Annotated in this window: 25 protein-coding genes, 3 pseudogenes and 1 CRISPR repeat array; of the genes and pseudogenes, 17 read left to right on the forward strand and 11 right to left on the reverse strand. The window is 67.4% G+C overall.

Going from position 1 to position 24,475, the window contains the following annotated elements:
* On the reverse strand, positions 1-610 hold a 610-nt coding region (locus tag BW737_RS03845), incomplete at its 3' end, for a DEAD/DEAH box helicase (protein ID WP_143233253.1).
* A 717-nt stretch (positions 611-1,327) separates the two neighbouring features.
* Here BW737_RS03845 and BW737_RS03850 point away from each other — a divergent pair.
* The 7 genes and pseudogenes from BW737_RS03850 (at position 1,328) to BW737_RS03875 (ending at position 5,168) form a co-directional block, all read left to right on the forward strand.
* Positions 1,328-1,714, forward strand: coding sequence for a hypothetical protein (locus tag BW737_RS03850; protein WP_143233254.1), 387 nt, complete (start codon positions 1,328-1,330; stop codon positions 1,712-1,714).
* 140 nt (positions 1,715-1,854) lie between these two features.
* Positions 1,855-2,043, forward strand: coding sequence for a helix-turn-helix transcriptional regulator (locus BW737_RS03855; RefSeq protein WP_086615267.1), 189 nt, complete (start codon positions 1,855-1,857; stop codon positions 2,041-2,043).
* Positions 2,036-2,572 (forward strand): hypothetical protein, encoded by a 537-nt coding sequence (locus tag BW737_RS03860; protein WP_086615268.1) that lies wholly within the window; start codon positions 2,036-2,038, stop codon positions 2,570-2,572. The genes BW737_RS03855 and BW737_RS03860 overlap by 8 nt, the downstream gene beginning before the upstream one ends.
* Before the next feature lie 132 nt (positions 2,573-2,704).
* On the forward strand, positions 2,705-3,124 hold the full coding sequence (locus BW737_RS19385) for a hypothetical protein (RefSeq protein ID WP_338063859.1): 420 nt from the start codon (positions 2,705-2,707) through the stop codon (positions 3,122-3,124).
* Between the two features lie 2 nt (positions 3,125-3,126).
* Positions 3,127-3,519 (forward strand): phosphorylase family protein, encoded by a 393-nt coding sequence (locus tag BW737_RS19390; protein ID WP_338063858.1) that lies wholly within the window; start codon positions 3,127-3,129, stop codon positions 3,517-3,519.
* Between the two features lie 65 nt (positions 3,520-3,584).
* Positions 3,585-4,316, forward strand: a complete 732-nt coding sequence (locus tag BW737_RS03870; RefSeq protein ID WP_086615269.1) for a glutamine amidotransferase — start codon at positions 3,585-3,587, stop codon at positions 4,314-4,316.
* 166 nt (positions 4,317-4,482) lie between these two features.
* Positions 4,483-5,168 (forward strand): annotated as a pseudogene (locus BW737_RS03875) (NAD(P)H-binding protein).
* 20 nt (positions 5,169-5,188) lie between these two features.
* Here the strand turns inward: BW737_RS03875 and BW737_RS03880 are convergent.
* From BW737_RS03880 to BW737_RS03895, 4 genes and pseudogenes are all read right to left on the reverse strand, one after another.
* Positions 5,189-5,975, reverse strand: a pseudogene (locus tag BW737_RS03880) (Sir2 family NAD-dependent protein deacetylase).
* Between the two features lie 80 nt (positions 5,976-6,055).
* Entirely contained in the window at positions 6,056-6,796 is a 741-nt protein-coding gene (locus BW737_RS03885) for a glutamine amidotransferase-related protein (RefSeq protein WP_086615270.1), read from the reverse strand.
* A gap of 68 nt (positions 6,797-6,864) precedes the next feature.
* Positions 6,865-7,227, reverse strand: a complete 363-nt coding sequence (locus BW737_RS03890; RefSeq protein ID WP_086615271.1) for a DUF4190 domain-containing protein — start codon at positions 7,225-7,227, stop codon at positions 6,865-6,867.
* A 60-nt stretch (positions 7,228-7,287) separates the two neighbouring features.
* Positions 7,288-7,926, reverse strand: coding sequence for a LytR C-terminal domain-containing protein (locus BW737_RS03895; protein WP_086615272.1), 639 nt, complete (start codon positions 7,924-7,926; stop codon positions 7,288-7,290).
* A gap of 224 nt (positions 7,927-8,150) precedes the next feature.
* On the opposite strand from BW737_RS03895, the gene BW737_RS16015 reads away from it, so the two are divergent.
* From BW737_RS16015 to BW737_RS03905, 3 genes are all read left to right on the forward strand, one after another.
* Positions 8,151-8,315: a hypothetical protein gene (locus tag BW737_RS16015; protein ID WP_180272048.1), complete on the forward strand. Its 165-nt coding sequence runs from the start codon at positions 8,151-8,153 to the stop codon at positions 8,313-8,315.
* A gap of 29 nt (positions 8,316-8,344) precedes the next feature.
* A complete protein-coding gene (locus BW737_RS03900) occupies positions 8,345-8,590 on the forward strand; it encodes a hypothetical protein (RefSeq protein ID WP_143233255.1) in 246 nt (81 codons plus the stop codon).
* 266 nt (positions 8,591-8,856) lie between these two features.
* Entirely contained in the window at positions 8,857-9,171 is a 315-nt protein-coding gene (locus BW737_RS03905) for a hypothetical protein (RefSeq protein WP_143233256.1), read from the forward strand.
* A gap of 64 nt (positions 9,172-9,235) precedes the next feature.
* On the opposite strand, the gene BW737_RS03910 is transcribed toward BW737_RS03905, so the two are convergent.
* Both BW737_RS03910 and BW737_RS03915 read right to left on the reverse strand, forming a co-directional pair.
* Positions 9,236-10,375, reverse strand: a complete 1,140-nt coding sequence (locus tag BW737_RS03910; RefSeq protein WP_257210440.1) for a PTS sugar transporter subunit IIC — start codon at positions 10,373-10,375, stop codon at positions 9,236-9,238.
* Between the two features lie 163 nt (positions 10,376-10,538).
* Entirely contained in the window at positions 10,539-11,039 is a 501-nt protein-coding gene (locus BW737_RS03915) for a transcription repressor NadR (RefSeq protein WP_086615275.1), read from the reverse strand.
* 610 nt (positions 11,040-11,649) lie between these two features.
* On the opposite strand from BW737_RS03915, the gene nrdH reads away from it, so the two are divergent.
* The 5 genes from nrdH (at position 11,650) to BW737_RS03940 (ending at position 17,257) form a co-directional block, all read left to right on the forward strand.
* Complete coding sequence (gene nrdH, locus BW737_RS03920; protein WP_086615276.1) at positions 11,650-11,898, forward strand: glutaredoxin-like protein NrdH; 249 nt, start codon at positions 11,650-11,652, stop codon at positions 11,896-11,898.
* Between the two features lie 16 nt (positions 11,899-11,914).
* Positions 11,915-12,325 carry a class Ib ribonucleoside-diphosphate reductase assembly flavoprotein NrdI gene (nrdI, locus tag BW737_RS03925; RefSeq protein WP_180272049.1) on the forward strand — a complete coding sequence of 137 codons (411 nt, stop codon included), beginning with the start codon at positions 11,915-11,917 and terminating at the stop codon, positions 12,323-12,325.
* A complete protein-coding gene (gene nrdE, locus BW737_RS03930) occupies positions 12,310-14,475 on the forward strand; it encodes a class 1b ribonucleoside-diphosphate reductase subunit alpha (protein WP_086615278.1) in 2,166 nt (721 codons plus the stop codon). The genes nrdI and nrdE overlap by 16 nt, the downstream gene beginning before the upstream one ends.
* A gap of 26 nt (positions 14,476-14,501) precedes the next feature.
* Entirely contained in the window at positions 14,502-15,047 is a 546-nt protein-coding gene (locus BW737_RS17595) for a hypothetical protein (RefSeq protein WP_143233257.1), read from the forward strand.
* Between the two features lie 686 nt (positions 15,048-15,733).
* Positions 15,734-16,208: a CRISPR direct-repeat array (repeat unit 37 nt; unit sequence GTCAGGAAGCACCTCGCACCTTCAGGTGCATTAAGAC).
* Between the two features lie 560 nt (positions 16,209-16,768).
* Complete coding sequence (locus tag BW737_RS03940; protein WP_086615280.1) at positions 16,769-17,257, forward strand: hypothetical protein; 489 nt, start codon at positions 16,769-16,771, stop codon at positions 17,255-17,257.
* Positions 17,258-17,835: 578 nt separating this feature from the next.
* On the opposite strand, the gene BW737_RS03945 is transcribed toward BW737_RS03940, so the two are convergent.
* Together BW737_RS03945 and BW737_RS03950 are read right to left on the reverse strand one after the other, a co-directional pair.
* The gene (locus BW737_RS03945) at positions 17,836-18,879 is read right to left on the reverse strand and encodes a bile acid:sodium symporter family protein (protein ID WP_086615281.1); all 1,044 of its coding nucleotides are present in this window, start codon (positions 18,877-18,879) and stop codon (positions 17,836-17,838) included.
* Between the two features lie 247 nt (positions 18,880-19,126).
* Positions 19,127-19,735, reverse strand: a complete 609-nt coding sequence (locus tag BW737_RS03950; protein ID WP_086615282.1) for a DUF1269 domain-containing protein — start codon at positions 19,733-19,735, stop codon at positions 19,127-19,129.
* 291 nt (positions 19,736-20,026) lie between these two features.
* Between BW737_RS03950 and BW737_RS03955 the strand changes: the two genes are divergently transcribed.
* The gene (locus BW737_RS03955; RefSeq protein WP_086615283.1) at positions 20,027-21,343 is read left to right on the forward strand and encodes a hemolysin family protein; all 1,317 of its coding nucleotides are present in this window, start codon (positions 20,027-20,029) and stop codon (positions 21,341-21,343) included.
* On the opposite strand, the gene BW737_RS03960 is transcribed toward BW737_RS03955, so the two are convergent.
* Both BW737_RS03960 and BW737_RS03965 read right to left on the reverse strand, forming a co-directional pair.
* On the reverse strand, positions 21,328-21,864 hold the full coding sequence (locus BW737_RS03960; RefSeq protein WP_338063855.1) for a TspO/MBR family protein: 537 nt from the start codon (positions 21,862-21,864) through the stop codon (positions 21,328-21,330). The two genes, BW737_RS03955 and BW737_RS03960, sit on opposite strands and share 16 nt — an antisense overlap.
* Positions 21,865-22,022: 158 nt before the next feature.
* Positions 22,023-22,737, reverse strand: a pseudogene (locus BW737_RS03965) (nucleoside/nucleotide kinase family protein).
* 651 nt (positions 22,738-23,388) lie between these two features.
* Here BW737_RS03965 and BW737_RS19820 point away from each other — a divergent pair.
* Positions 23,389-23,844 (forward strand): hypothetical protein, encoded by a 456-nt coding sequence (locus tag BW737_RS19820; RefSeq protein WP_420835700.1) that lies wholly within the window; start codon positions 23,389-23,391, stop codon positions 23,842-23,844.
* The last annotated feature ends 631 nt before the right edge of the window (positions 23,845-24,475 follow it).

The following is a 24,475-nucleotide window of genomic DNA, read 5'->3' on the forward strand; positions in this document are numbered from 1 at the left end:
CGGCCACGTGCGCGAGGAACTGGCGCGGCACCCCGCGCGGGCCGAGCCGGGAGGTGCCCGACGGCGGTGGCGCCCAGATCTCCTCGAGCGGATACAGCACACCGGGCACCTCAACCACCGGTGCCGGAGCGGTGACGCCGCCGAGCAGGCCGGGCAGGCGCGTCAGGTCGGGAGTGGCGGACATCGCCACGACGGTCAGGTCCTCGCGCAGGGCGGCGCGGGCATCCAGCAGGAGGGCCAGCAGCAGGTCGGACTCCAGGGAGCGCTCGTGCACCTCGTCCAGGACCACCGCGGCCACACCGGGCAGCTCCGGGTCGCCCTGCAGGCGGCGCAGCAGCAGCCCGGCGGTGACCACCTCGATGCGGGTGCGGGCCGAGGCGCGGCGCTCCCCGCGCACCGCATAGCCGACCGTGACGCCGACCTCCTCGCCCAGCAGCGCGGCCAGGCGTCGAGCGGCGGCCCGCGCGGCCACGCGCCGCGGCTGAGTGACGATGACACGCCTCGGGGTGCGCTCGCGGGGTGCCTCGGCGCCGACGGGGCGGGCGACGGCGTCGGCGACCAGTGGCGGCACCAGCGTGGTCTTGCCGGTGCCGGGAGGGGCGGTGACCACAACAGCCGGTGCGTGTGGGGGTCGCCGGGGGAGACGTTGGCGGTGGCCGGTGTGACGTCGGCGTCAGAGGCGGCGTCGGTGCCGGGGCGCTCCCCCAGCAGGAGTGCGCGGAGCCCGGGCATTGCGGCGACGACGGGCAGGTCCGGCGGGTCGGCCAGGAGTCGGGCGACGGGGTCCGCGGTCTGCTTCACCCGCCCATCATGCCCGCACCGCGTTACCCACATGCCCTCACGCTCGGCCCGCCTATCCACCGCCCACGGGATGGCGGGTACTGGGGCGGGATGCACCCGGGGCGTCCAGATGTGGCGGCGCCCGCCGTCTACTACGCCGGTCGGACGTTAACAACGCTACTTAACGGTCTGCTGTATACCCCAGGAGCCTTCAGCAAACCGTTAACAGGCGTTGTTAACCCCGAAGTGGCGTTGCAGACGCTGAAGTGGCGTAGCAGGCGGCCCCGCCTCCGGGCGAGGGGATGCCGGCAACCGCCTCGGGCGCGGGTATGCCGGCGGCGACTCGGGCACGGCGAACCGGTACGGCATGGGAGGTAAGCAAACTTGACGCGACCGCGGATGTAAAGCATGCTAGTCATGTCAAGGGTGCTGGACATTGGGTGTCGACTTTGACCGCGCGAGCGTGATGTCAGGCCCAAACGTATGAAAACCGATCCGAACGGAGACCCGCATGAACAGGTTGACTTTGCAAACGATGAGGACCCGTATGGCAGTGATCTTCGCCGCGGTGTTCCTGGTGGGCGTCGTCATTGCCGGCGCTTTCCCCGCTTCTCGCTCCTCCTTGCTCGGGATCTTCTTCGGACTGGTCGCAGGTAGTGCGGCGGTGGCAGCGGCCTATGGGCTTGTCCGCCGCCGGGTGCGGCACGGTGCGGGCGGTGCACCGTTGTCCATGGAGAGCCCCGCGATGGTTGGTCTATGGACATCCCTGCTCCCGATTGGCATGGGCCTGAGCGTGGTGGCTCAGAGGATTGAGTCGGATGCCGGGGGTCTGGTGCTCGGGGCCGCGGCAATCGTGGTGCTTCTTGCCAGCGTCGCCGGCAATGCGACAGTCATTGCCGCCCGGGGCCGGGCGGCCGGAAAAGGGGAGGCGTGAACCGGCTTTGCCGCGGTAGGGTCGACCGCTCCCGCGGCGGCCGGCCGCGATCCCGGACCACGGTGAGTCCCGTCGTGCGCGATGCCGTCCACCACCGGGCTCTTCGCTACCATCGTGCTGGAGCTATAGAGGAGTTAACGATGGAGAACGACGTGCGCGCCCTGCGTGAGGCCAAGGGTCTCACCCAGGCGCAGTTGGGCGAGGCCGTCGGCGTGTCCCGCCAGTCCATCAACTCCATTGAGAAGGGCCGCTACGACCCGTCCCTGCCGCTGGCCATTGCCATCGCCCGCTACTTCGGCAAAACAGTCGAGGAGATCTTCCATGCCTGACCTGCCCGACGACGCCAGCACGCCCGCCGCCGACACCCCCGACGACCGCAATACGCCGAAAGGCGATGACGCACGCACCCCCGCGGCGAGTAACCCGCAGCCGGCCAAGGCAGCCCGTCGACGTAAGGTGCGGATGCTCGCCATGGCCTGCTCCGCCGTTCTGCTGATAATCCTCACGTTCGCTTGGCTGCGCGATCCCGAGCACCGTGAGGCGGAGCCTCTGAGCGGCTACGTAACCGGTGTGACTATGGCGATCTGCGCCTTCTGGCTGATCGGCTGGTGGGTGCGGCGGCGTGGCGGCAGCTCCTACTCACGCGCGCTCGACGGCACCCAGGACGAGCGCGACGAGCTCATCTGGAAGTCGGCCTGGGCGTTGACCGGCAAGGTGGACTGGATCTTGGTCCTGGGCGCGGTGATCGTCGCATTATTCGGTGTTGAGCTGGAGCTGGGCACGGCCGCCATCATCGCCTTGTGGGTCAACATCATCGCCCTGTACGGCTCGCGTTTCTACTTCGAGCGCACCATGTAGCGGCGAACGCCGGTTCGCCCGGCGCACCTGTGGCACGGTTTCATCCTCGGGGCGGAGCCTGATGCCAGGCGGGCCGGGTAGGCTCTCCAGTTGGACGAGCAAGACGCACGCGACAAGCAAGAGGGAGCACCCGTGGCCACACAGCCCGCAGCCGGAGTATGGGACGAAGACCCCGATGGCGCCTCGATCGTCCTGGCCACCGGTCGGCAGCGCCACGATCTGCTGGTGGTTGCCGAGCCCGCACTGTTGACCGAACTCGACGAGACCTGGGGGCGCCCGAACTCCCGCGTGCGCCTGTCCTTCCTGCCCGGTGTCTCCGCCCCCGCGGGCCCCGGCCAGGAGGACGCCCTGTACTCCTACGACCGCGGCGGTCGCGGCGTGCTGGTGGCCCGCGGCCACACCAGTCTTTTCGAGGGCAAGCCCGCCCGCCGCACCACCGGGCTGGCCCGCATCGCCCCCGGCGCCGGCGTGCGCGCCGCCCTGCTGGTCGGCCGCGCGGCGAGCCTCGCGGCTCCGCCCCGGGCGACTTCCTCGCCGTCGGCGACCACCTGAACCTGACCGGCTCCCCGCTCTTCCCCGCCACCGCCCCGCTGGACGCGGCCTGGGACGCGGAATTGACGGCCGCCGTCGCCGAGCTCGACGGCGTGCGCGCCCCCGGCGTCGTCGCCCTCACCCCCGGCCCGGTGCGTCCGAGCCCCACCGAGGCGGGAGTGCTGGCGGCACTGGGCGCCGACGTCGTCGTCAATGACATGGTCGCCGAGGCCATGGCCCTGGCCTCACGCGGCGTGCGCGTGGCCGGGCTGGCCTACATCGACGCCACCGCCGACACGGCGCGCCGCACCCCGGGACGTCGCGCTGCCGCGCCGAGCGCCAGCGCCGCCTTCCAGCAGGCACCCGCCCCCGACGTCGTCCTCGCCGCGGCGGAGAAGCTGCTGGCCTGTCTGTAAACGACAGTAGTGATACGTGAGACAAATGGGTGAACAGCCCCATGGCAGGAAATAGTCTCTGCTCTGTGAAACCCTTCCTCATGCTGGCCGCCCGGGCCGACGACGAGCCGGCCGACGCCGAATACGAGGCCTTCCTGCTGCGCACCGGACTCGACGAGTCCTCCCTGATCCGCCACCGCCTCGAGGCCGAACCCATGCCGGAGATCGACCTGGCGGACTGGTCCGGCATCATCGTCGGCGGCTCCCCCTTCAACGTCTCCACCCCGCAAGCGCGCAAGAGCCCGGTGCAACTGCGCGTCGAGGCCGAGTTGGACGAGCTGGTCACCCGTCTCCTGGACGCGGACTTCCCCTTCCTGGGGGCCTGCTACGGGCTGGGCCTGCTCACCCGCAACCAGGGCGGCGTCGTAGACGGCACCTACAAGGAGGAGGTCTCCTACCCGCAGGTGGAACTGACCGAGGCCGGGAGCGAGGACCCCCTGCTGGAGGGTGTTCCGGCGGCATTCCCCGCCTTCGTGGCCCACACCGATGCCGTCACCGTTCCGCCCGCCGACGGGGTCGTGCTGGCCGGCTCGGCGTCCTGCCCCGTGCAGCTGCTGCGGATGCGCACCAACCTGTACGCCACCCAGTTCCACCCCGAGCTGGACGGCAACTACCTGGCTCACCGCCTGTCCTTCTACGCCGGCCACGGCTACTTCGACGACGATCACCTGTCCGAGGTCCAGGAGGACGTGCGCCGCCAGGACGTGTCCGACTCCTGGAAGGTGCTGTCCAACTTCGTGGCGCGCTATTCCCGCTGAGGGGCGCCGTTCGGCCGGGGCGTAACCGGCGCTCGCGGGTGTTCCGAGACGTGGACACCGGCTGTGGCGCGGTGACAGGATGAAGCGATACCCGTGGGTGGACGCTCACGGATTCCCGAGTGCGAGGAGGCATCACCCGCCTTCGAGCACGGAAGAAGGTTTAATCATGTCCCGCATCGTCATTATCGGCGGCCACGGCAAGGTCGCCCTCCTGTTGGCCCCGCTCCTGGTGGAGCGCGGCGACGACGTCGTCTCCCTTATCCGTGACCCGGCGCAGGCCGAGGACGTCGAGGCCACCGGGGCCACCCCGTTGGTCGTCTCCGTCGAGGACGCCAGCCAGCAGGAGCTCGCCGCCGCCTTCGACGGAGCCGACGCCGTGGTCTGGTCCGCCGGTGCCGGCGGCAAGGGCGGCCCCGAGCGCACCGAGGCTGTTGACCGTGAGGCCGCCATCCGCTCCATGGAGGCCGCCAAGGCGCCTCCGTGGCTCGCTATGTGATGGTCTCCTTCGCCGGTTCCCACGGCCAGGACCCGGTTCCGGCCGACCACCCGTTGCGCACCTACGCCATGGCCAAGCTGGCCGCCGACCGCCACCTGGTCGCCTCCGGGTTGGACTGGACGATCCTCGGGCCCGGGCTACTGACACTCGACGAGCCGACCGGGCGCATCGACGTCGGCCGCTTCGACGGCGACGTGCAGGCCCCGACCTCGCGGGCGAATGTGGCCGCGGTGGTCGCCGCGGTGCTGGCCGATCCCGCCACCGTCGGGAAGGTGATCCCCTTCCGCGACGGCGAGACGCCTATTGCGGAGGCGATTGCGGACGTGCCGGCGCAGTACGCCGACCTGGATAGCTGAGCCGACCGAGCCGCCGCAGTTCAGCCGATGAGTCGGTCGGTCAGTGGGGCGAGGAACTCGCTGGTGCCGCCTTCCACACGCACCGAAGCCAGTTGGTCCGCCGCCGTCGGGCCCCGGTTGATGACCACCAGTTCGGCGCCGCTGGCCAGGGCCTGCCGCACGATCCACAGGCCCGTCAGTACCGCCAGGCTGGAGCCCGCCACCAGCACGACGTCGCAGTGGCCGGCCGCCCGCATGGCCTCATCCATGGCCGGCGGCAGGCCTTCACCGAAGAAGACGATGTCCGGCTTGAGCAGGCCGCCGCACTCCTCGCACATGACCGGAGTGAAGTCGCATGCCTCGGCCGCGGCGCGGTCGGCCTCCGGGGTGATGGACACGCGGGCCGGGTCGGTTTCGCGCGGGCAGTCGGGGTTCAGCGCGGTCAGGCGCTCATCCAGGTCTGCGCGGGAGGTCATGCGCCCGCAGCTCAGACACACCACCCGGTCGTAGGCGCCGTGCAGCTCCCACACGGTGCGCTGTCCGGCGCGGGAGTGGAGCCGGTCGACGTTCTGCGTGGCCACGCCGGTCAGCAGTCCGGCCTCCTCCAGCCGGGCCAGCGCCACATGCCCCGCGTCGGCCGCAGCGGTTCCAGTAGACGCCAGGTGGCGTGGTTGCGGGCCCACACCCACCGGTACCACACCGGGTCGGTGACGAACTGCTGGAAGTCCACCGGCTCGATCGGCGTGGTGCCCACGCCCGGTAGTCGGGGATGCCGGAGTCGGTGGAGATGCCGGCGCCGGTGACGGCGAGGGTGCGGCGGCCGGCCATTACCTCAGCGACGGTTTCGATTGCTGACTGCGTCACGGGTGGTCACGACCGATCCTTGAGTTGGAGTTGGTTTGGGTTGGTTACTCCTCGCGGCCGAAATGGCTCACGAAGTTGCGGATTACCCGGCCGGCCATGTGCTCCTGCGAGCTGCGGGCCTCCGCCAGGATGTTGTCTACCAGGCCCGGGTCGCCGTAGCCGGCGTCGGAGTAGACCGAGACGCGCTGGGCGAAGCGTTCGGCGTCGAGCTCCGGGTTGAACTGGGTGCCGTAGACAGCCTTGCCGACCCGGATCATCTGCACCGGGCAGTCCGCCGAGCTGGCCAGCAGGGTGGCGTGCTCGGGCACGTCGACGGCGCCCTCGTGGTGGCCGACAAAGGCGCTGAAGGTCTGCGGCATCCCCGCCAGCAGCGGGTCCTCGCGGCCCGCGGCGGTCAGGTACACGTCCGCGGTGCCCAGTGACTCACCGAACTCGCGAGAGGTGGGGGTGCCCAGGTAACCGGCGAGCACCTCCAGGCCGAAGCCGGTGGCGAGTACGGGCACGCCCTCCTTCAGGGCCAGGGCCAGCAACTCGCGCACCTGCTCCTCCACGCGCAGCTGGGTGCGGGTCTTGGCTGATTCCGGTGTGGAGATGTCGTAGGGGCTGCCGCCGATGAAGACGCCGGAGACGTCCGTGGCGTCGAAAGAGCCGGACAGGTCGATCTCCTCCAGCAGGATGTGCTGGAGGTACTCCGGCTGTAGCCCACCCTGGGTGAGGAAGGAGTCGTACTCGCTCTGCGCGGCTTCCAACTCAGGACGCGTCGAGACCATGATGAAGGGCTTCACGCGATTACCATACGGGGTTTTGCAACTGCTGGGCGCGGCCTGGTCGGATGTGACCGCGCAGCCTCCGCTCAGGTTGTCTGTGTTATCAGCCACCACAGCCACAGCCAGCCGACGGTGGTGGCGGCGCCGACGACGATTGCGAACCAGGCCTGACCGTGGCCGGTGTCGTAACTGGCGCGCAGGCGCCGCAACGCGACGTAGCCCAGGATGAGCGCGGCCAGGCCCAGGCCGGGGATGGGGCTGAGGACGGCGCAGACCAGGGCGGCGACGGCGGTAGGTTCGGTGCGCTGACGCGGGGCCTGGTAGCCGGGGCCGGCGAAGACCTCGCGTGGGTCGAGTTGCTCGGTGCCCGGGAACACGAAGCCGGGCGGCACGATCCGGGTGGGGTCGACGACGTCGGGCGGCTCGGGCTCATGACGCCATCGTGCCACGGACCAGCGGGAGCGGCGCCAGGTTGCTCAGGTCTCGCCGTCAGGGCGCGCCCGATCCGGTCAGTCCTCAGCCTTCTCGGTGGCGGCCGCCGTCTCTTCGGCGGGGGTGACCGCGACGCAGCCGGCAGGGGCGGAGATGGTTTGACCGGACTTGAGCTGGCCGATCTCCTCGGTGGACAGGATGCCGGTGGAGTACTGGCTGCCCAGCACCACGCTGACGGTGGGGTCGTCGGCCTCCTGCGTCTCATCGAGCTGCACGATCACGGAGCCGGTGAATACCTGCTTGAGCGTGTAGGCGTTGGTCAGGCCGGCGGGGGAGGTGGTCAGTTGCACCTCGCCGGAGTAGTCCCCCATGGGCCAGTCGGCCGTGTTATTCACGGTCAGGCCGGCGTCCCCCAGGGTGTCGGCGACGCCGCCGGCCAGGCCGGTGGTGTCGGTGCCGTTGTAGACATTGACGGGGATCGAGGTGATGTCCACGGTGGTGGCGTCCGTCGGCGGGCAGGGCTGCACCGAGGACTCGTTGTTGTTCTCTGCGCTGGAGAAGCCCGGATCGTAGATGGCCGGCAGCAAGCCGCTCCAGACCATGAGGCATACGACGGTCAACACGGCCATCACCGCCAGCACACCGCCGATCACGATCGTCTGCCGGTGCTTGAGACGGCGCCGATACTCGGCGTAGGGGTCGGCGGAAGTGCTCACCCCCTCAGGGTAGTGGACGGCCTCGCTCCGCGGGGTGTCAGCCAGGCCCGGGATGCCATGGGAACGCGATGACGCCTCGAGTTCGCCGGTTCTAGAGACTGAGCGGCGCGAGCGAGGCCAGTGAATGACCCCACATGGGGGCACTGTGCCCAGACATACGCGGTAGTGTCGTTTTGGTAAACGCCGACGCAGGTTTGCTCCGAGCAGGGTAGAGGTAGGAACTGATGACTGAATGGTCCTTCGAAGCGCAGATGCAGGCTATTGAGGCGCTGTCCGACGCATGCGTCCGGTGGATGCGCTCCGCTCATGTGGAGGAGATGTCCATCGAGGTCCAGGCCGTAGGTGCCCGCGCCGGCGTGCGCAGCCGTGCACTGCGCTCTTCCGGCTGATGCGCCGGGGCGGCTGGGAGGACAACATCGTGCCCCGCGAGGTCGTGGAGCCCGCCGTCAAGGTGCGCATCGCCATGGCCCGGCCCGGCGGCGGTGCCTGGACCAGGGGCGTTTTCACCATGAACAAGCAGGACTACCAGCTCATCTCCGACTTCGATTACGACCACGAGCCCGTCCTCAACCCGCCCTACACGGCAGAGGACGTCGCCCAGGAGTTGGAACTATTCCCGCGCGACCCCAAGGCGACCCCGGACTGGATGAAGCAGAGCCAGTGAGTACCCCATACCCTGACTATCCCGGTTCTCTGCAGTTTCCCCAGCAGCAGGCCTCGTTGCCGCCAGTGCCGGGGCAGCCCGTGCATGGCGGCCCACACTCGGCACCCCAGGCGCCGTACCCGGTTCCGTCCGGGATGCCGCAGCGGCCTCCGAACCAGCCCTACAACGGGCTGTATCTATACAGCCAATTGGTGCGGTCTCGCCCCACGGGCGCCCATGTCTGGTACCTGGGGCTACTCGCACTCGTCGTTCCCTACGTCGGTTCTGTGGTGGCATCCGTCACGATGATCGTCGTCGGCTTGAGATGCCGCAGGGGACCCGAGCCCGCCCGAAGCAACGGCACCGCTGCGGCGTGCTGGGGAATTAACTACCTGCTTACCACTATTGTCTTAATAGGCGGTTTTCTGGTCTACGAATTCACCTTCATGCCCGAAGGCACAAAAGGCGTTCTGCCATGGGGGCTGCCCATCATTATATGGATGCTTGTCTCCCTGTTCCACGTGATCATCTGTATCGCCTTCGGCGTCCGGGCGAGCCGCGGCAGGGTCGCCCCCTTCCGCGGCATCCCCTTCATCAAATGACTTCCTGCACCGAGCCGTAAGAGTCCGGCGGAATGTGGCAAGCCCCCCGTATTCGATTGCCCCACTATGCCTTGGCAAGCGCCATATCGCCGGGACGGATCCAGCCGCGGGCCCGCATGAACTCGCTGATGGCCAGGGTCAGCAGCGCCGGGGCGATGAATTGGAACAGCACGATCGTGGCCAGCAGCCGCGCCGTCGGCAGGGTGGCGCTCATGGTCTGCCAGGTCATGATCTGACCGACCAGTCCGGCCGAGCCCATGCCCGAGCCGACGGCGTTGGACTCCAGGTGCAGCACCACGGTCGCCACCGGCCCGAGCAGCGCCGACGCCAGCGTGGGCGGCACCCAGATGAGCGGCCGCCGTAGGATGTTCGGCATCTGCAGCATGGAGGTGCCCAGCCCCTGCGCCAACAGCCCGGACCAGCGGTTCTCCCGGAAGGAGGCGACGGCGAAGCCCACCATCTGGGTGGTGCAGCCGATCGTCGCGGCCCCGGCGGCGATGCCGGACAGCCCCAGGATCACGCCGAGCGCCGCCGAGGAGATCGGCAGGGTCAGCACCATCCCCATGATCACGGCCACGATCACCCCCATGAGCAGCGGCTGCCGCTCGGTCCCCCAGTTGACCAGCTGCCCCAGCGCCGTCATGGCCGAGGAGATGGGCGGGCCGACCAGCAGACCGACGCCGCCGCCCACCACGATGGTGGTCAGCGGGGTCACCAGAATGTCCACCGGCGTCTTGCCCGAGACGAGGCGTCCGGACTCGACGGCCACGCAGGCGGCGACGAAGGCGCCCAGCGGCTCTCCCGGGCCACGCAGGAGCAGGGCGGTGCCAACGTCGTCGGTCAGGATGGCGCTGCCGGCCAGCAGGCCCGAGGCCTGGGCGCCGATCTGCCCGACGGCGGCCGCGGAGATGACCACGAAGGTGTCCGCCCCCAGCCGGCGAGCGGTGCCCAGGCCAATGCCGGCGCCGGTGATCGAGGAGGCCACCCGCCCCATCAGCACGATGAAGTCGCCCGCCGTGCCGGGGATGAAGGCGCCGAGCTGGCTCAGGATCGTGCCGATGATCAGCGTGGCGAACAGGCCGTGCGCCATACCGGTCAGGCCCTCGATGAAGAACCGATTGCCGAAGGCGCGCAACCAGTCCAGGGGGCCGTGCCCGCCGGCGGGGGCGACGTCGTCGGCAGGAGCGTTAAGGGATGCGGACACGGGAACCTCCCATGAACGACGGTGCGGCGGTGACGCGCCCACGCTAGGTGTCAAGACACTAAAAGGATAGCCGGGACCCGTCTGGTGTCATGACACAAGCTGCGTGAGTTGCCTCTCCCATGCGCGTCGGCAACGGGCCCGACTCGCCCGCCGTCCTTCGGTTTCAGCGCAGAATGCCGAGCGCGTCCAGGCGCACCGCAATGTCGTCCAGCTGGGCCTCGGTGTCGGCCTCCACGGTGTGGGCGTGCCAGCCGTTGGTCAGCTCCGACAGGGTGGAGGACTCGGTCATGCGCTCAAGGAAGAGGTCCAACTCGGCGTGGTTGTGAATGAGGAGGTCCACGGTGATCTGGCCGTAGAGGCGGTGCTCGATGATCGTGTCCAGGGCTGTGCCGCCGGCGTCGATGATCGCGGCGATCTCGGCGGCCACCTGGTCACGCCCGTGTTGGACGTGGAAGACGCGGCGCGGGCGCGAACTGGGCCGCGCCAAGACGTAGCCGCGGTTGGTGGCGCGGATGGCGTGGCCGGCGGCGCGCAGGAGGGCAACGTCGCCGACGACGATCTGCCGAGAGGCGCCGAACTGCTCGCCCAGCCAGGCCGCGGCCAGCGGAGTATCGGCCTCCTGCAGGCGGTTCAAGATCGCCTGTCGGCGTTCAGTTGCGTCCATGATCGTCTCGCGGTCCTCTCGTGTTCCTCGCGCTGCCGCGTGGTCGGCCCCTGTGAGTCGTCTCATGGGAACGTAGCACGGTTACCGCAGCCGGGGGAACGGGGCGCACTCCCGGTCGACGGCGCGACACGCCCGGCGCGCGGTGATTCGGGCGGCATTTTTCGCGGGTTTGTCCCCAGGGTGGGGGCTGATGAGGCGGCGGCGCGGGTGCGGGCCTGTGGAGAGGGTGAGGGTAAGCGGCCGGAATTCATGTCGGACCCACGCGAGACCATGGCAAAGCCGATCCGGGGCGGTCGGAGCGACGTCGCCGTTCCGGCTCCTGGAGGTGCCGGCGCGACGGACGGCGTCGGCTCCACAGGAGCGTCCACAGCGATCGGCGCGTCGTCCACAGACCGGAGGGACTCTATGCACAGCGACACGCCAGACACATCATCTTGGGGTGGTGGCGCGCTCCGACCCCTAGGGGTAGTGTTTTGAACAGCAGGGGGCGCTTGCCCTCCCGAAAACTACATGCATGTGATTACGCGCCGGTAAGTCCCCGCTCGCAGGGGCCGGCCGGATCGCATCGACCACCGTCCGACCATCCACCTAACGCCAGGAAGTGACTGACATGGCGATCACCGTCTACTCCAAGCCCAACTGCGTCCAGTGCTCCGCGACCTACCGCGCCCTGGACAAGGCCGGCCTGTCCTACGAGACGGTTGACATCACCCTCGACGCCGAGGCCCTGGAGCAGGTCCGCTCCCTCGGCTATGCGCAGGCGCCCGTGGTCATGGCCGGCGGCGACCACTGGTCCGGCTTCCGCCCGGACAAGATCAAGGCCCTCGCCTCCGTCGCCGCCGAGGCCGCCGCCATCTGAGTGGGGGCAGGCGCTCGTGAGTGACCGCCCCCTCCTCGTCTACTTCTCCTCCACCTCGGAGAACACCCGTCGCTTCGTCGAGCGGCTCGGCTATCCCAACGCACGCATCCCGCTGCGCCCCGGGGATGGGCCGCTGAACGTCAATGAGGAGTACATCCTCGTCGTGCCCACTTATGGAGGCGGCGCCATCAAGGGTGCCGTGCCCAAGCAGGTCATCAAGTTCCTCAATGACCCGCACAACCGGTCGCTTTGCCGTGGCGTCATCGCCTCGGGCAACACCAACTTCGGCGAGGCCTACGGCATCGCCGGCGACATCATCGCCAGCAAGCTGAACGTGCCCTTCCTCTACCGGTACGAGCTGCTCGGCACCCCCACCGACGTCGAACGCGTCAAAGAAGGATTGGACAAGTTTTGGCAGAAACGCTGACGGCCCCTGCGAGTACCGCATCGAAGCGCACGGTCTCCCCGGACCTCGACTACCACGCCCTGAACGCCAAGCTGAACCTGTACGACGCGAACGGCATGATCCAGTTCGACGCCGACCGCGAGGCCACGCGCCAGTACTTCCTCCAGCACGTCAACAGCAATACGGTCACCTTCCCCACCCTGGAGGAGAAGCTGGACTACCTGGTGCGGGAGGGCTACTACGAGCAGGAAGTGCTGGACCGCTACCGCCCCGAGTTCGTCAAGTCCGCCTTCCAGGCCGCCTACGCCTACGACTACCGCTTCGAGACCTTCCTGGGCGCCTTCAAGTACTACACCTCCTACACGCTCAAGACCTTCGACGGCAAGCGCTACCTGGAGCGCTTCGAGGACCGCGTCACCATGGTCGCCCTGGCCCTGGGCGACGGCGACGAGGGCCTCGCGCTGGACCTGATCGGGGAGATGATGTCCGGCCGCTTCCAGCCGGCCACCCCCACCTTCCTCAACGAGGGCAAGGCTCAGCGCGGCGAGCCCGTCTCCTGCTTCCTGGTGCGCATCGAGGACAACATGGAGTCCATCGCCCGCGGCATCAACTCCGCCCTGCAGCTGTCCAAGCGCGGCGGCGGCGTCGCCCTGCTGCTGAGCAACCTGCGGGAGATGGGCGCCCCCATCAAGCGCATCGAGAACCAGTCCAGCGGCGTCATCCCGGTGATGAAGCTGCTGGAGGACTCCTTCTCCTACGCCAACCAGCTGGGCGCGCGGCAGGGCGCCGGCGCCGTCTACCTGCACGCCCACCACCCGGACATCATGCGGTTCCTGGACACCAAGCGGGAGAACGCGGATGAGAAGATCCGCATCAAGACCCTCTCGCTCGGCGTCGTCATCCCGGATATCACCTTCGAGTTGGCCCGCGGCAACGAGGACATGTGCCTGTTCAGCCCCTACGACGTCGAGCGCGTCTATGGAGTGCCCTTCGCGGACATTAACGTCACCGAGAAGTACCGCGAGATGGTGGCGGATGACCGTATCCGCAAGGAGAAGATCAACGCCCGCCAGTTCTTCCAGACGCTGGCCGAGATCCAGTTCGAGTCCGGCTACCCCTACGTCATGTTCGAGGACACGGTCAACCGCGCCAACCCGATCAAGGGCAAGGTGGTCATGTCCAACCTGTGTTCCGAGATCCTGCAGGTCTCCGAGCCGAGCGTGCTCAATGAGGACCTGTCCTACGCGCACGTGGGCAAGGACATCTCCTGCAACCTGGGCTCCCTGAATATCGCCAAGACCATGGATTCCCCGGACTTCGCCCGCACCATTCGCACGGCCGTGCGCGGGCTGACGGCGGTGTCGGACCAGACGGAGCTGGAATCGGTGCCGTCGATCAACCGCGGCAACCGCGAGTCCCACGCGATCGGCCTGGGGCAGATGAACCTGCACGGCTTCCTGGCGCGCGAGCGCATCCACTACGGGTCCGAGGAGGGCCTGGACTTCACCAACGTCTATTTCGCCTCCGTGTTGTTCGCCGCACTGACCGCCTCGCACGAGCTGGCCGTGGAACGCGGGGAGACCTTCGTCGGCTTCGAGGACTCCAAGTACGCGTCCGGCGAGTTCTTCGAGAAGTACCTGACGCAGGACTTCGTTCCCGTCACCGAGCGGGTCCGGGAGATCTTCGCGGCGTCGTCCGTGCACGTGCCCACGCGCGCGGACTGGGCGGAGCTGGCGGGCAAGATCAAGCGCGACGGCATCTACAACCGCAACCTGCAGGCGGTGCCGCCCACCGGCTCGATCTCCTACATCAACCACTCCACCTCCTCGATCCACCCGATCGTCGCCAAGATCGAGATCCGCAAGGAGGGCAAGATCGGGCGGGTCTACTACCCGGCGCCCTACATGACCAACGACAACCTCGAGTTCTACGAGGACGCCTACGAGATCGGACCCGAGAAGATCATCGACACCTACGCCGCCGCCACCCAGCACGTGGACCAGGGGCTGAGCCTGACGCTGTTCTTCCCGGACACCGCCACCACCCGCGATGTGAACAAGGCGCAGATCTACGCCTGGCGCAAGGGCATTAAGTCGCTGTACTACATCCGCCTGCGCCAGGCCGCACTGACCGGCACCGAGGTGGAGGGCTGCGTCTCCTGCATGCTGTAAGGCTGCGTGGCTAGGGGCCTAGTGCGGTGCGTAAAGACGACTGGGATCCGTTGCGTCCCTATCGTGTGTTTGTCGACGAGTCTGAGGTCAGGGGCTACTCGATTACCGCGGTGTGCCTGCGACCGTCCGATGCGCATCGGATCCGAAAGACGCTTCGCGGCCATCTGCGCTCTGGACAACGCTCCATTCACTTCACCAAGGAACGTGATGAGGTGCGCCGTGCGGTAATCGACGACGTCGTGGCGATGCCCATCAAGGTTGAGGTGTACCGGAGTGCGGCAAGACCAAGGATTGCGAGGCCAAGATGCTTACGTGCCTTGGCCGAGGCGTTGCGCGACGGTGCTTGCCAACAGCTCGTGCTTGATCGGAACGACTCTGTTATGCAGTCTGATCGACGCGTGCTGCATGAAGCGTTCGGCTCTGGTTGGGACGGCACCTACGATCATCTGCATGATCACGAAGAGCCTCTGCTCTGGCTGGCCGATGCTGTCCGCTGGTGCTGGAACAAGGGTGGGCAGTGGCGGAATGCCTTGTCCAGTGTCACGCTTGACGTCATTGATCTGGAAGGCTGATACGCGAAACCCGGCTCGCCCACCGTCCGGAAGGCTGCCGGGTTCACTTCGCAGGGCTATTGCCCCGAGCGCCGAATAGCTTACTTCGTCAGCGCCTATGGCGCCAGTGCCAGTGTCCCGACAGGCTAATCGCCGGCACCGAGGTGGAGGGCTGCGTCTCCTGCATGCTGTGATCGCTGGCGGGACGGGTGCGCCGCGTACGGCATCTGGGGATGCTTCCTGATCTCTGGGGCGCGTTTGCAACGCCAGTTCGTGCTTTACTACGCCACTTAGCGGTCTGCTGTATAGCGCTGCGCCCTTCAACAGAACGTTAACTGGCGTTGTTAACGGGGAAGTGGCGTTGTAAACGACCCTGCGGGGTGGTGGAGGACGTGGCGGCCGCGCCGGGTGTGGCTGTAGTCGGCGGGTGTGGTGTGGCGTGTGTGGGGGTGGCGTGGCGTTCGCCGAAAAGTCACGGTCGGATATACGGTACAAAGTTTGGTACGTTTTGACCCTGACTTTTTCGCATGGCCTCGTTGAAAGCTGGTGGCTGGAGGGGCCTGGAGGGGTGTCGGTGGCGCTTGGCTTGTTTTCAACGAAAAATGGTAGTTTTGGGGTGGTGCCAGTCGGTCTCGTGGGGTGCTTGCGGGGCCGGTGGCGATCTCGAGCCTGGAAGTGGCGGTATGGCGCGGTTTCTAGGGGTAGGGGTCAGGAAGCACCTCGCACCTTCAGGTGCATTAAGACGTGTTCTTGACATGGTGATCGAAGGCTCGCTTGTATGAGTCAGGAAGCACCTCGCACCTTCAGGTGCATTAAGACCGGGGGAAGGACGATCACGTCACGGCCAATACTGGGTCAGGAAGCACCTCGCACCTTCAGGTGCATTAAGACATACACGGTGCGCCAATGGCCGTCGCCGACTCGCGTCAGGAAGCACCTCGCACCTTCAGGTGCATTAAGACCGTTCACGAACCGTGACGTGTCCGCCTGTGCCGGAACCGTCAGGAAGCACCTCGCACCTTCAGGTGCATTAAGACGCAACAAGCCGGCCGGGGCGAAGCACACCATCAGGATCGTCAGGAAGCACCTCGCACCTTCAGGTGCATTAAGACGTGCAGCCGGGGTGGGTGACCTGGTGGATGGCCGTCAGGAAGCACCTCGCACCTTCAGGTGCATTAAGACAGGACCGCGAAAATGCACTCGCGGACGGCCTTCGCCCGTCAGGAAACACCTCGCACTGCTTACTGGCTGGGATGTGCTATGACCCGAGATCGGGTGGTCTCGGGCGTGCGGCGTCGTCGATGACGCTCTCCGGCTGGTCCCGGTGGGAGGCCCATGAACGGTGTGTCGACGACCAGCGGATGACGGGCCGGTGTGCTTGAGGGCGCGGCACCGATATCGAAACGCGCATGCCCGACTTGCGCAATACGAAATACGACCTTGGGGTGTGTTCCACGACCCCGGGGTGGTCGTGGAACACACCCCAAGGTCGTTAAACGTCACGAAGATCATGGAAGTTTTCGTCACGGTCGTGCGGAACGCCGCCTTCAACCACGACCAGGCGCCGTGGCCCTGCCGGACGCGTCGGGTGCCTCGCCAACTCTCCCGCCTCGCCCTCCCGGCTCCTGCGACCACTGACCGGTTCCTTGATCCGCTCATCTGGAGAGGTGATCCGCCGCCCACGGCCGCGTCAGCGCCAGTAGCATCGGGACGACCCGACACCTCAAATCGGAAGCGACGGTATGAACAGCGCACAGAATGACAGCACCGATGACATCATGGCGATGTATGTAGCGCTCCGCGATGGTTACAGCCCTGGGTGGGGCGGCGGCGAGGTTAATGACGGCGTCCTGCACGCCCCCTGGGTCAACTACGGTGATGTGATTTATTCGGGATTGGCCGCATTGCAGCGCGTCGGCAGCATGTGTCGTGACGCTGCCGCCAACGCCTGGGGAAACGGAAGCCGGACAGGCGCAGCGGCCGAAGTCGGTGAAGACGCGGCCGCGTGTGGTGAGTTGCGATCGGAGGAGACGGCGTTCGACCGTTATGCCCGCATTAGGGACAAGCCGATCGAGAGCCTAACGGCATACGAAGTCGCCATCACGGTGCAGTACTTGCGGCGGGGTGAGCGCTACTACGAAGGCCTCATCAAGGTGTGGATCGACCATGACAGGCAACTGGAGCGCCTGGCCAGGCGCGGCCTGGAACTGCTCGGCCGGAATGTGCGGTAGCAAGCGGTAAATCGGCTCTTCCGGTTTGGGGGTGTGGCTGGTGGTGCGTCCTGGTCAACCCGAGGACTGCGTCCCGCGCCCGAGCGCGGCCTCGAGTGGGTTCTGGTGCGCAGGCCATGGCGGGGATGCGGCGTGGGGCGGTCTGGCGGGGTGGACGGTTCGTACGTTTCGCTGACGGTTCGTCATATCGCTTCGACAATTCGGCACTTTCCGCGTCGGTTCGGCACCTAGAGGTACGAACGACGCAGCAAAGTACGAATCGTCGACCAGAGGGTACGAATCCTCACGCAAAGGTACGAACCGTCGGGCAAGCTCCCGAACCGTCCTGTCCGGCAACCGTCCGCCCTATCCGCTGACATCCGCAGCGTACGAACCGCCGCAATCCGACGTGATCCGCTGTGGCCCACCGAGACCTACCGCGCAAACCTTCGCCACCCATCGTGCCTACCAGAATGCGCCGCCGAGAAGCGCACGCAAACCACCACCAGACCCCCGCCGACCACCACACCCCCAAACCGGAAAAGCCGGTAAACCGGGAAAGCGAACGCTCTTGTCTCGACCGGGGGAGGGTGTCGGGGCTAGTTGCCGACGGCGGCCTGCTCGCGCAGCTGGCGGATCGTGGCCAGCGGGTCCTCTCCCTCGGGGAAGCCGCGCAGGCGCCAGTACATGGCAAGCACGGAACCGGTGATCGTGTGCCAGAAGGTTGCCACCGCGCACGGCGCGGCCACCGCGGCACCGAGGTAGGTCGCGGCCAGGGTGGACCCCAGTCCGGCGTTCTGCAGGCCGGTCTCAATGGAGATGGTGCGCCGGTCGCGGCGGGAGACCCCGATGAGCCGCGCCACCGCGTAACCCAGGCCGTAGCCGATAGCGTTCTCGACGGCGATCGCCACAAACATCAGCAGTCCAGCGGTGGTGATCAGCGCCTGGCTGCGGGAGACCACCGCGGCCACCACCCCGGCGATGGCGATCACCGACACCCACGGCATGATCGGCTGGATATGGGCGACCTGCCGGTGCGCGAACAGGTTCAGCAGCAGTCCGGTGCCCACGGGCAGCAGCACAATCTGCACAATGGACAGCGCCATCGACCCCGCGGGTACCTCCATGTAGGTGCCCGCCAGCCACAGGGTGAGCAGCGGGGTGACGACCGGGGCGAGCATGGTGGACAGCGCGGTCATGGACACGCTCAGGGCGGTGTTTCCCTTGGCCAGGAAGCTGCACACATTCGACGTAGTCCCGCCCGGTACACAGCCGATAAGGATTATGCCCACCTTCAACTCGTCGGGTAGCGGAACCACGTGCGCCACCGTCCAGCCCACCAATGGCATCACCGAGAACTGTGAGAACACGCCGACCAACACCGGTACCGGGTGCCGCACGATCAGGGTGAAGTCCGGCACCGACAGGGTCATGCCCATGCCCAGCATGGTCACGGCCAGCAGCGGCGTCATGTAGTTGGCCAGCGGCGAGAAGGTGCTGGGGGAGAAGAAGGCCGCCAGGAAGGCTGCGAACATGATCAGGGGGAAGACGGCGACCGCGATGCGGGCGCTGCGCTCCTGACGTGCATCGTCGGTGACGGACGGTGCGGGCCGCGTGCTGGCGTCGTTGGCAGAGGGGGTCATGGGATCCTCGGAATGCGGGAGGTGGAGTGGGTGTCCGCCTTCACGGTAGGCCCCGCCGCGCGCCGACGACGCCGCAGTCCAACCGGTGGACGTGTGCTTGGGTGCCGGCCGCCATGCGTCTGTCCGCGCCTGCCCCACCCCATGTGGACGCGGACGCGCGCCCCTGCCCTGCGGAAGGTAGGGCAGGGGCGCGCTCACCGCGGGCAGCTCAGGGTGCGAGCCAGCTGAGTCGGCCGTCGGCCGGGCCTCAGCCCTGGCGGTGGAAGCGCTCCTTGAGCCGGGCAATGCGCTCATCCCAGTTCTCCTTGCGCTCCTGACGGCGCTCCTGGCGCATGACGCGTGTCGCCTCGCGGTGGGCGGCCTTGGCGGCCTCCTGCGCCGCCTCCAGCTCCGCCAGCACCTCCGCGGCGGGACGCCGTACCACCACGCCGTCGAGCGGGGCGACCAGCCCGTCCAGCACCTCGGGCGCGTACTCGCGGGCCTCCGCGAAGATCGCCGTCGTGCCCGCGGGTAGGCGTGAACTGAACTCACCGATGGCGGTTTCGGCGCGGTTGACTCGTTCGATGTCGACGAAACCTCCTGCCAGGGCGCCGGCGCCCCAGCCGAGCAGTATGCCCAGCGGTCCGCCCAGAATGCCGATGACCATGCCGATCAGTCCGCCGGAGAAGGCGCCGTTGCCGATGCGGGCGTCCGCGCCCTCGGCCAAATGCAGGTGCCCATCCGGCTCCCGCTCGGCAATAATGGCCGCCGGGACGATGATTCTGTCCGCCTGTGTGGCCTGGCGGATGTCGCTGAGCGCCTCATACGCCTTACTGGACTCCGCGAAGGTCACCACGATGCAATTGTGCGCGGTCATGATGCTGACTCCTGCCTGGTAGTGGTTGGTGATCCCGCTGGGGATCTGTGACGAGGAAAGTAAACCGCTCCGGGGGTGGCAACTCACCGGAATTCGAGCCCCATTCAGGAAACTCGTATTGTTTTCCCGGTCGCCCTCAAGTGGTGTTTGAGGTTACTGTCACGTGTCTTATTGTGTGCGGTCAGAAGCCGTCGGGGCGAGCGTGCGATTTATGACGGTTGAAGCTCCCTATAGGTGGTTATTCAGAGAACCGGCAGAAAGCCGGCAGCCGACCCCGCAACAATCGCGGGCGTGGACCCATTGCTGCGCAACTGCCTGCTGGTGGTGTTGTTCATCCTCGTGGGCGCATGCTTCTCCGCCGCCGAAATGGCGCTGGTGTCCCTGCGCCCGACCCAGATTGAAGACTTGGCCGGGCGGGGCGGCGCCGGGAGAGTCGTCAAGCGGCTGACCTCCGACTCCAACCAATTCCTGTCCGCCGTCCAGGTGGGGGTGACCATTGCCGGCTTCTTCTCCGCATCCTTCGGGGCGGCGCAGATCGCGCCCGCGCTGGCACCCGTGCTGAACGCCATGGGTTTCGGGCGCACGACCGCAGCGACGCTCGCATTCGTCGCCGTCACCCTGCTGATCGCCTACGTGTCGGTGGTGGTGGGGGAGCTGGTGCCCAAGCGTATTGCCATGCAGTCGGCCCAGACCGTGGCCCTGTTGGCGGCCCGCCCGCTGGCGGCCATCACCGGTGCGCTGCGGCCGGTGATCTGGCTGCTGGGCGTGTCCACCAATGTCCTGTTGCGGGGGTTGGGCCGGGACCCGGCCACGCGGGAAGAATCCATCGGGCTGGTGGAGTTGCGCGCCCTCATTCAGGCCCAGGAGAGCATCGGGGCGGAGGAGCGGCGCATGGTGTTGGATTTGCTGGCGGTGGGCGAGCGGACGGTGGTGGAGGCGATGACACCGTGCACCGAGGTCGAATTCGTCGGCGCGAACCTAACAATCGCCCAGGCCCGCGCCGCCCTGTCCGGGCTGGAGCACTCCCGCTACCCGGTGCGCCGGGGCCGGGATGACGACGACGTCGTCGGCTACGTGCACCTGCGCGACCTGATCGCCCCGATTGACGACTCGCGCCGCGTGGCCGAGATCGCCCGCAGCATCCTGCTGCTTCCGAAAACCCTGCCGGTCGTCTCCGCGCTGACGCAGATGCGCGCGGCCCATGCGCACATCGCCCTGGTGGTGGACGAGTACGGCGGCACCGACGGGATCGTCACCCTGGAGGACGTCGTCGAGGAGTTCACCGGGCAGATCATCGACGAGTATGACCGTGAAGAGTCCGCCGTGGTTCACCGCGACGACACCGTCGTGATTGATGGTCTGGCCACCCGCACCGAGGTGGGCCGGGCGCTGGGGCATGAACTGCCCGCCGGCCCCTTCGACACCCTCGGCGGCTTCATCATGGCCGAACTGGGGCGGATACCCCGGGTGGACGACGTCGTCGCCTGGGACGGTCTGCGTCTGCGGGTGACTGCCCTGGACGGCCGCCGGGTGGACAAGGTGGCGGTCGCCGAACTCGACGCGTCGGCTGGCCGCCGCCCCGGTACCAGGGGTCAGGCTGCGCGATGATCGGCTGCGCGTTCGTTCAGCTTCCACATGGCGCAAGACAATGCGGTGGCGAAGGCGGTCCAGGCCGCGTATGGCGCCAGGACCACGCCGCGTGCCCTGTTGACCTTGAAGACGCGGCGAGTCAGATCGGCCGAGCTGGCGGCGAGGACTCCGGCCCAGACGGCGGACAACGCCGGTTGCTTGGCACGGAAGAATGCCCAGCTCCAGCCGCCATTGATTGCCAGGTTGGCGACGGTCGCCGTCAGGAACCGCTTGGCCTCTTTGTTGCTGCCCATGATCTCGCCGGCCTGCCACAGGTCGGCCAGGGTCATGCCGGTGGTCAGTGCAATGTCCGTGTACAGCGTGGTCCAGACGACGGGAAACACCTCGTCGGGCGGATTCCAGTCCGGCTTCTTGAGGTTGGCGTAGTACTTGCCCTTGGGGTCCGAGGCAGCCGTACCGACCGCTGCGGTTGCTGCAACCAGCGCGGATGTGGTCAGTAGTGCTTTCATCTTCAGGTGTGCCATTGGATGGCCCTCCATCGTTCTCACGTACTCGGTTTTCGAGTACTGCCTTATCCAGCTATTGAGCCGAGGTGGAGGGGACCCTGGCGTGGGCGAACAGGTGTGTGGGTGGGTTCCCGGCAGTCGCGGAGGACTGCCTGAGACCTGGCTGATGCGTTTGTGCCTGAGTGCGGCGACTAGCTGCGCGGTCGGCCGGATCGGTGCCGGACGGCGTGCAGTTGCCAGATCTCGTCGCAGCGGTGCGCGCAGGCGGGCATTGGGCAGGTCCACGGTGCGCACCCAGTGTCCGGCGTCGGCGGCGGCCCGACCGAAGCTCTGATGCCGGGCCACCAGGCGGCGGATGAGCTCCGCCTCCGGCACGTCCAGGAAGATGAGCAGGTCGATTCGGGTGCGGGCGGTCTCCCAACCGCCGTCGTCGAGCGCCAGGTAGTTGCCCTCGGTGACCACCACGCCCGGCCCGCGCACCAGCGTGCCCGCCGCAACCGGCTCGTGCAGGTCCCGCCGGTACACCGGTGCCAGCACCTCCGGGGCGTCAGCGGCGCGCACGCGGTCGAGCACGGACAAGTAGCCGGCGATGTCGAAGGTGTCCGGGGCGCCCTTGCGGTCATGTCGACCCAGTTGATCCAGAACCGCATTGGACAGGTGGAAGCCGTCCATGGGCACGGTTCCGGCCAGCAGTCCGCGCCGGTGTAGCTGCTCCTCCAGGGACGCGGCGAAAGTGGACTTGCCCGCCCCGGGCGCCCCGGTCAGTCCGAGGATGAGGCGGCCGTTGCCACGGGCATCGAGTCCGTCGTCGAGACGGGTGCGATGACCGGCGGCCGCAGCGTCGTGGTCGGCGGCTGCGGTTTCATGCAAACGCTCGGCCAGGCGGTCCACGAGCTCTGCGACCAGCACCTCGGCGGAGCGGCGCGGACGATCGGCGAGGTGGACATGGGGCGATTATCGCTCAGAGGGTGGCACCCGGGAGGTGCGCCAAGCGGCTGGAAGTCGGTGGATGCCACGGTGTGGGGAGGCCGCCGCTAGACCGCCTTCGCGCGGAAGGGTCCTGACGATTGGTCGGTGTCGTTTACGACGCCTGTTAGGTGTTTGCTGAAGGCTTCCGAGTTCATCAGCAGACACCCAACAGGGGTGGTAGATGCTGAAGGGCGTACCCAACGCCCATCCCACAGGCCCGCGTGCTCATGGCCCATAGTGACACAGTTCAGGGACTCTTTGCCCACCAAACACATGAAGAGAGCCGCATATGTGCGTGGCGGGCTCGGCTTCATTCGAAGCCGAGCCCGCCACCAAATAGTCCCTTGCAGGACTACCGAGCTGATTGCGCGGGTGCAATGTTCGGGTTAAGCCCGCTTGCGTGCAACCGAGGTCGAGATTCCAGCGAACAGGAGAACCGCGGCGAGCGCTGCCAGTGACGTGGTTCCTGCGCCGGTCTTAGCGAGCTTTGCGCGCGAGGTTGGCTTCGCGGCCGAGCTGGACGGTTTGCCGGGTGAGGGCGGCGTCACTCCGGGCGTGGATCCGCTGCTGGGCTCGGTTGTGGGCTCCGTGGTCGGTTCCTCCGAAGGTTCGACGGTCGGTTCGACTGTGGGTTCGGTGGTGGGTTCCGTAGTCGGTTCGGTCGTCGGTTCAACCGTGGGTTCCGTGGTGGGCTCGACTGTGGGTTCCGTGGTCGGCTCGGTGGTGGGCTCCACGGTTGGTTCGGTCGTCGGTTCAACCGTGGGTTCCGTGGTGGGCTCGACTGTGGGTTCGGTGGTGGGTTCCGTGGTCGGCTCGGTGGTGGGCTCGACGATCGGCTCGTCAGGGAAGGCATTGGTCGCCACGATCTTCACCGTCGCGGCCGCATCGATGGGGAATGTCAGCGACACCCCGTTCTCGATCGGCGTCGCCGTCGCCCCGTCCACCTCGTACGAGACGCTCACATCCTCGGGCAGATCCTTCTCGACGATCTGGCAGGTGGCGGAGGACTTGGTCGTCACCGACGTCGTGGTCTGCCCCGCCTGAATCGCCGGCAGGTCAATGAAGTCGGCGGACAGGCACTTGTAGGAGAACTGGTAGGAGGCGTCGGCCGGTGCCGCGGTTCCGGTCGTGACCTTCTCAATAGTGAACGAGGCCCGGTGACCGGAGCCGGTCCCGCCGCTGTTGGGCAACTCGACGCGTCCGACCACCGTGGCCGGCTCGCCGTCCTCGGCCACCGAGATCGTGGCGGTATTGACCAGCTCGTCCAGGTCGGCGACCTCCGGGCCGACGTCCGCGCGCAGGTCGATTTGGAGAGACTCGTGAGCGGGCTGGTAGCGGCCGTCGGCCATGGGGCTGAAGACGATGCGCACGCCGCCACCGGCGGTCTCCGTACAGGACCAGCGGTTGGTGTCGATCTCATTGTCGTAGACGACCTCGGTGTGTGGGTAGGGTGTGCGGTCGTAGATCTTCGCGCCCTCGCAGGTCAGCGTCAGCCCCTCGCCGCCGAGGTCCTCAATGACCAGGGGCTCGTACACGTCCTGCGTGGTGGTGCCGACGTACACGACCCAGCGGGAGCTGTTGATGTCGGCGTCGTACACACCGGTCTTGCCGCTGGCCTGGTCGACGCCGGAGGGCCCCGGGCCCACATAGGTTCCGGGAAGCTGGAAGCTCTGGC

Source organism: Actinomyces ruminis (assembly GCF_002154335.2).
In the GTDB taxonomy this organism is placed as follows: Bacteria; Actinomycetota; Actinomycetes; order Actinomycetales; family Actinomycetaceae; genus Actinomyces; species Actinomyces ruminis.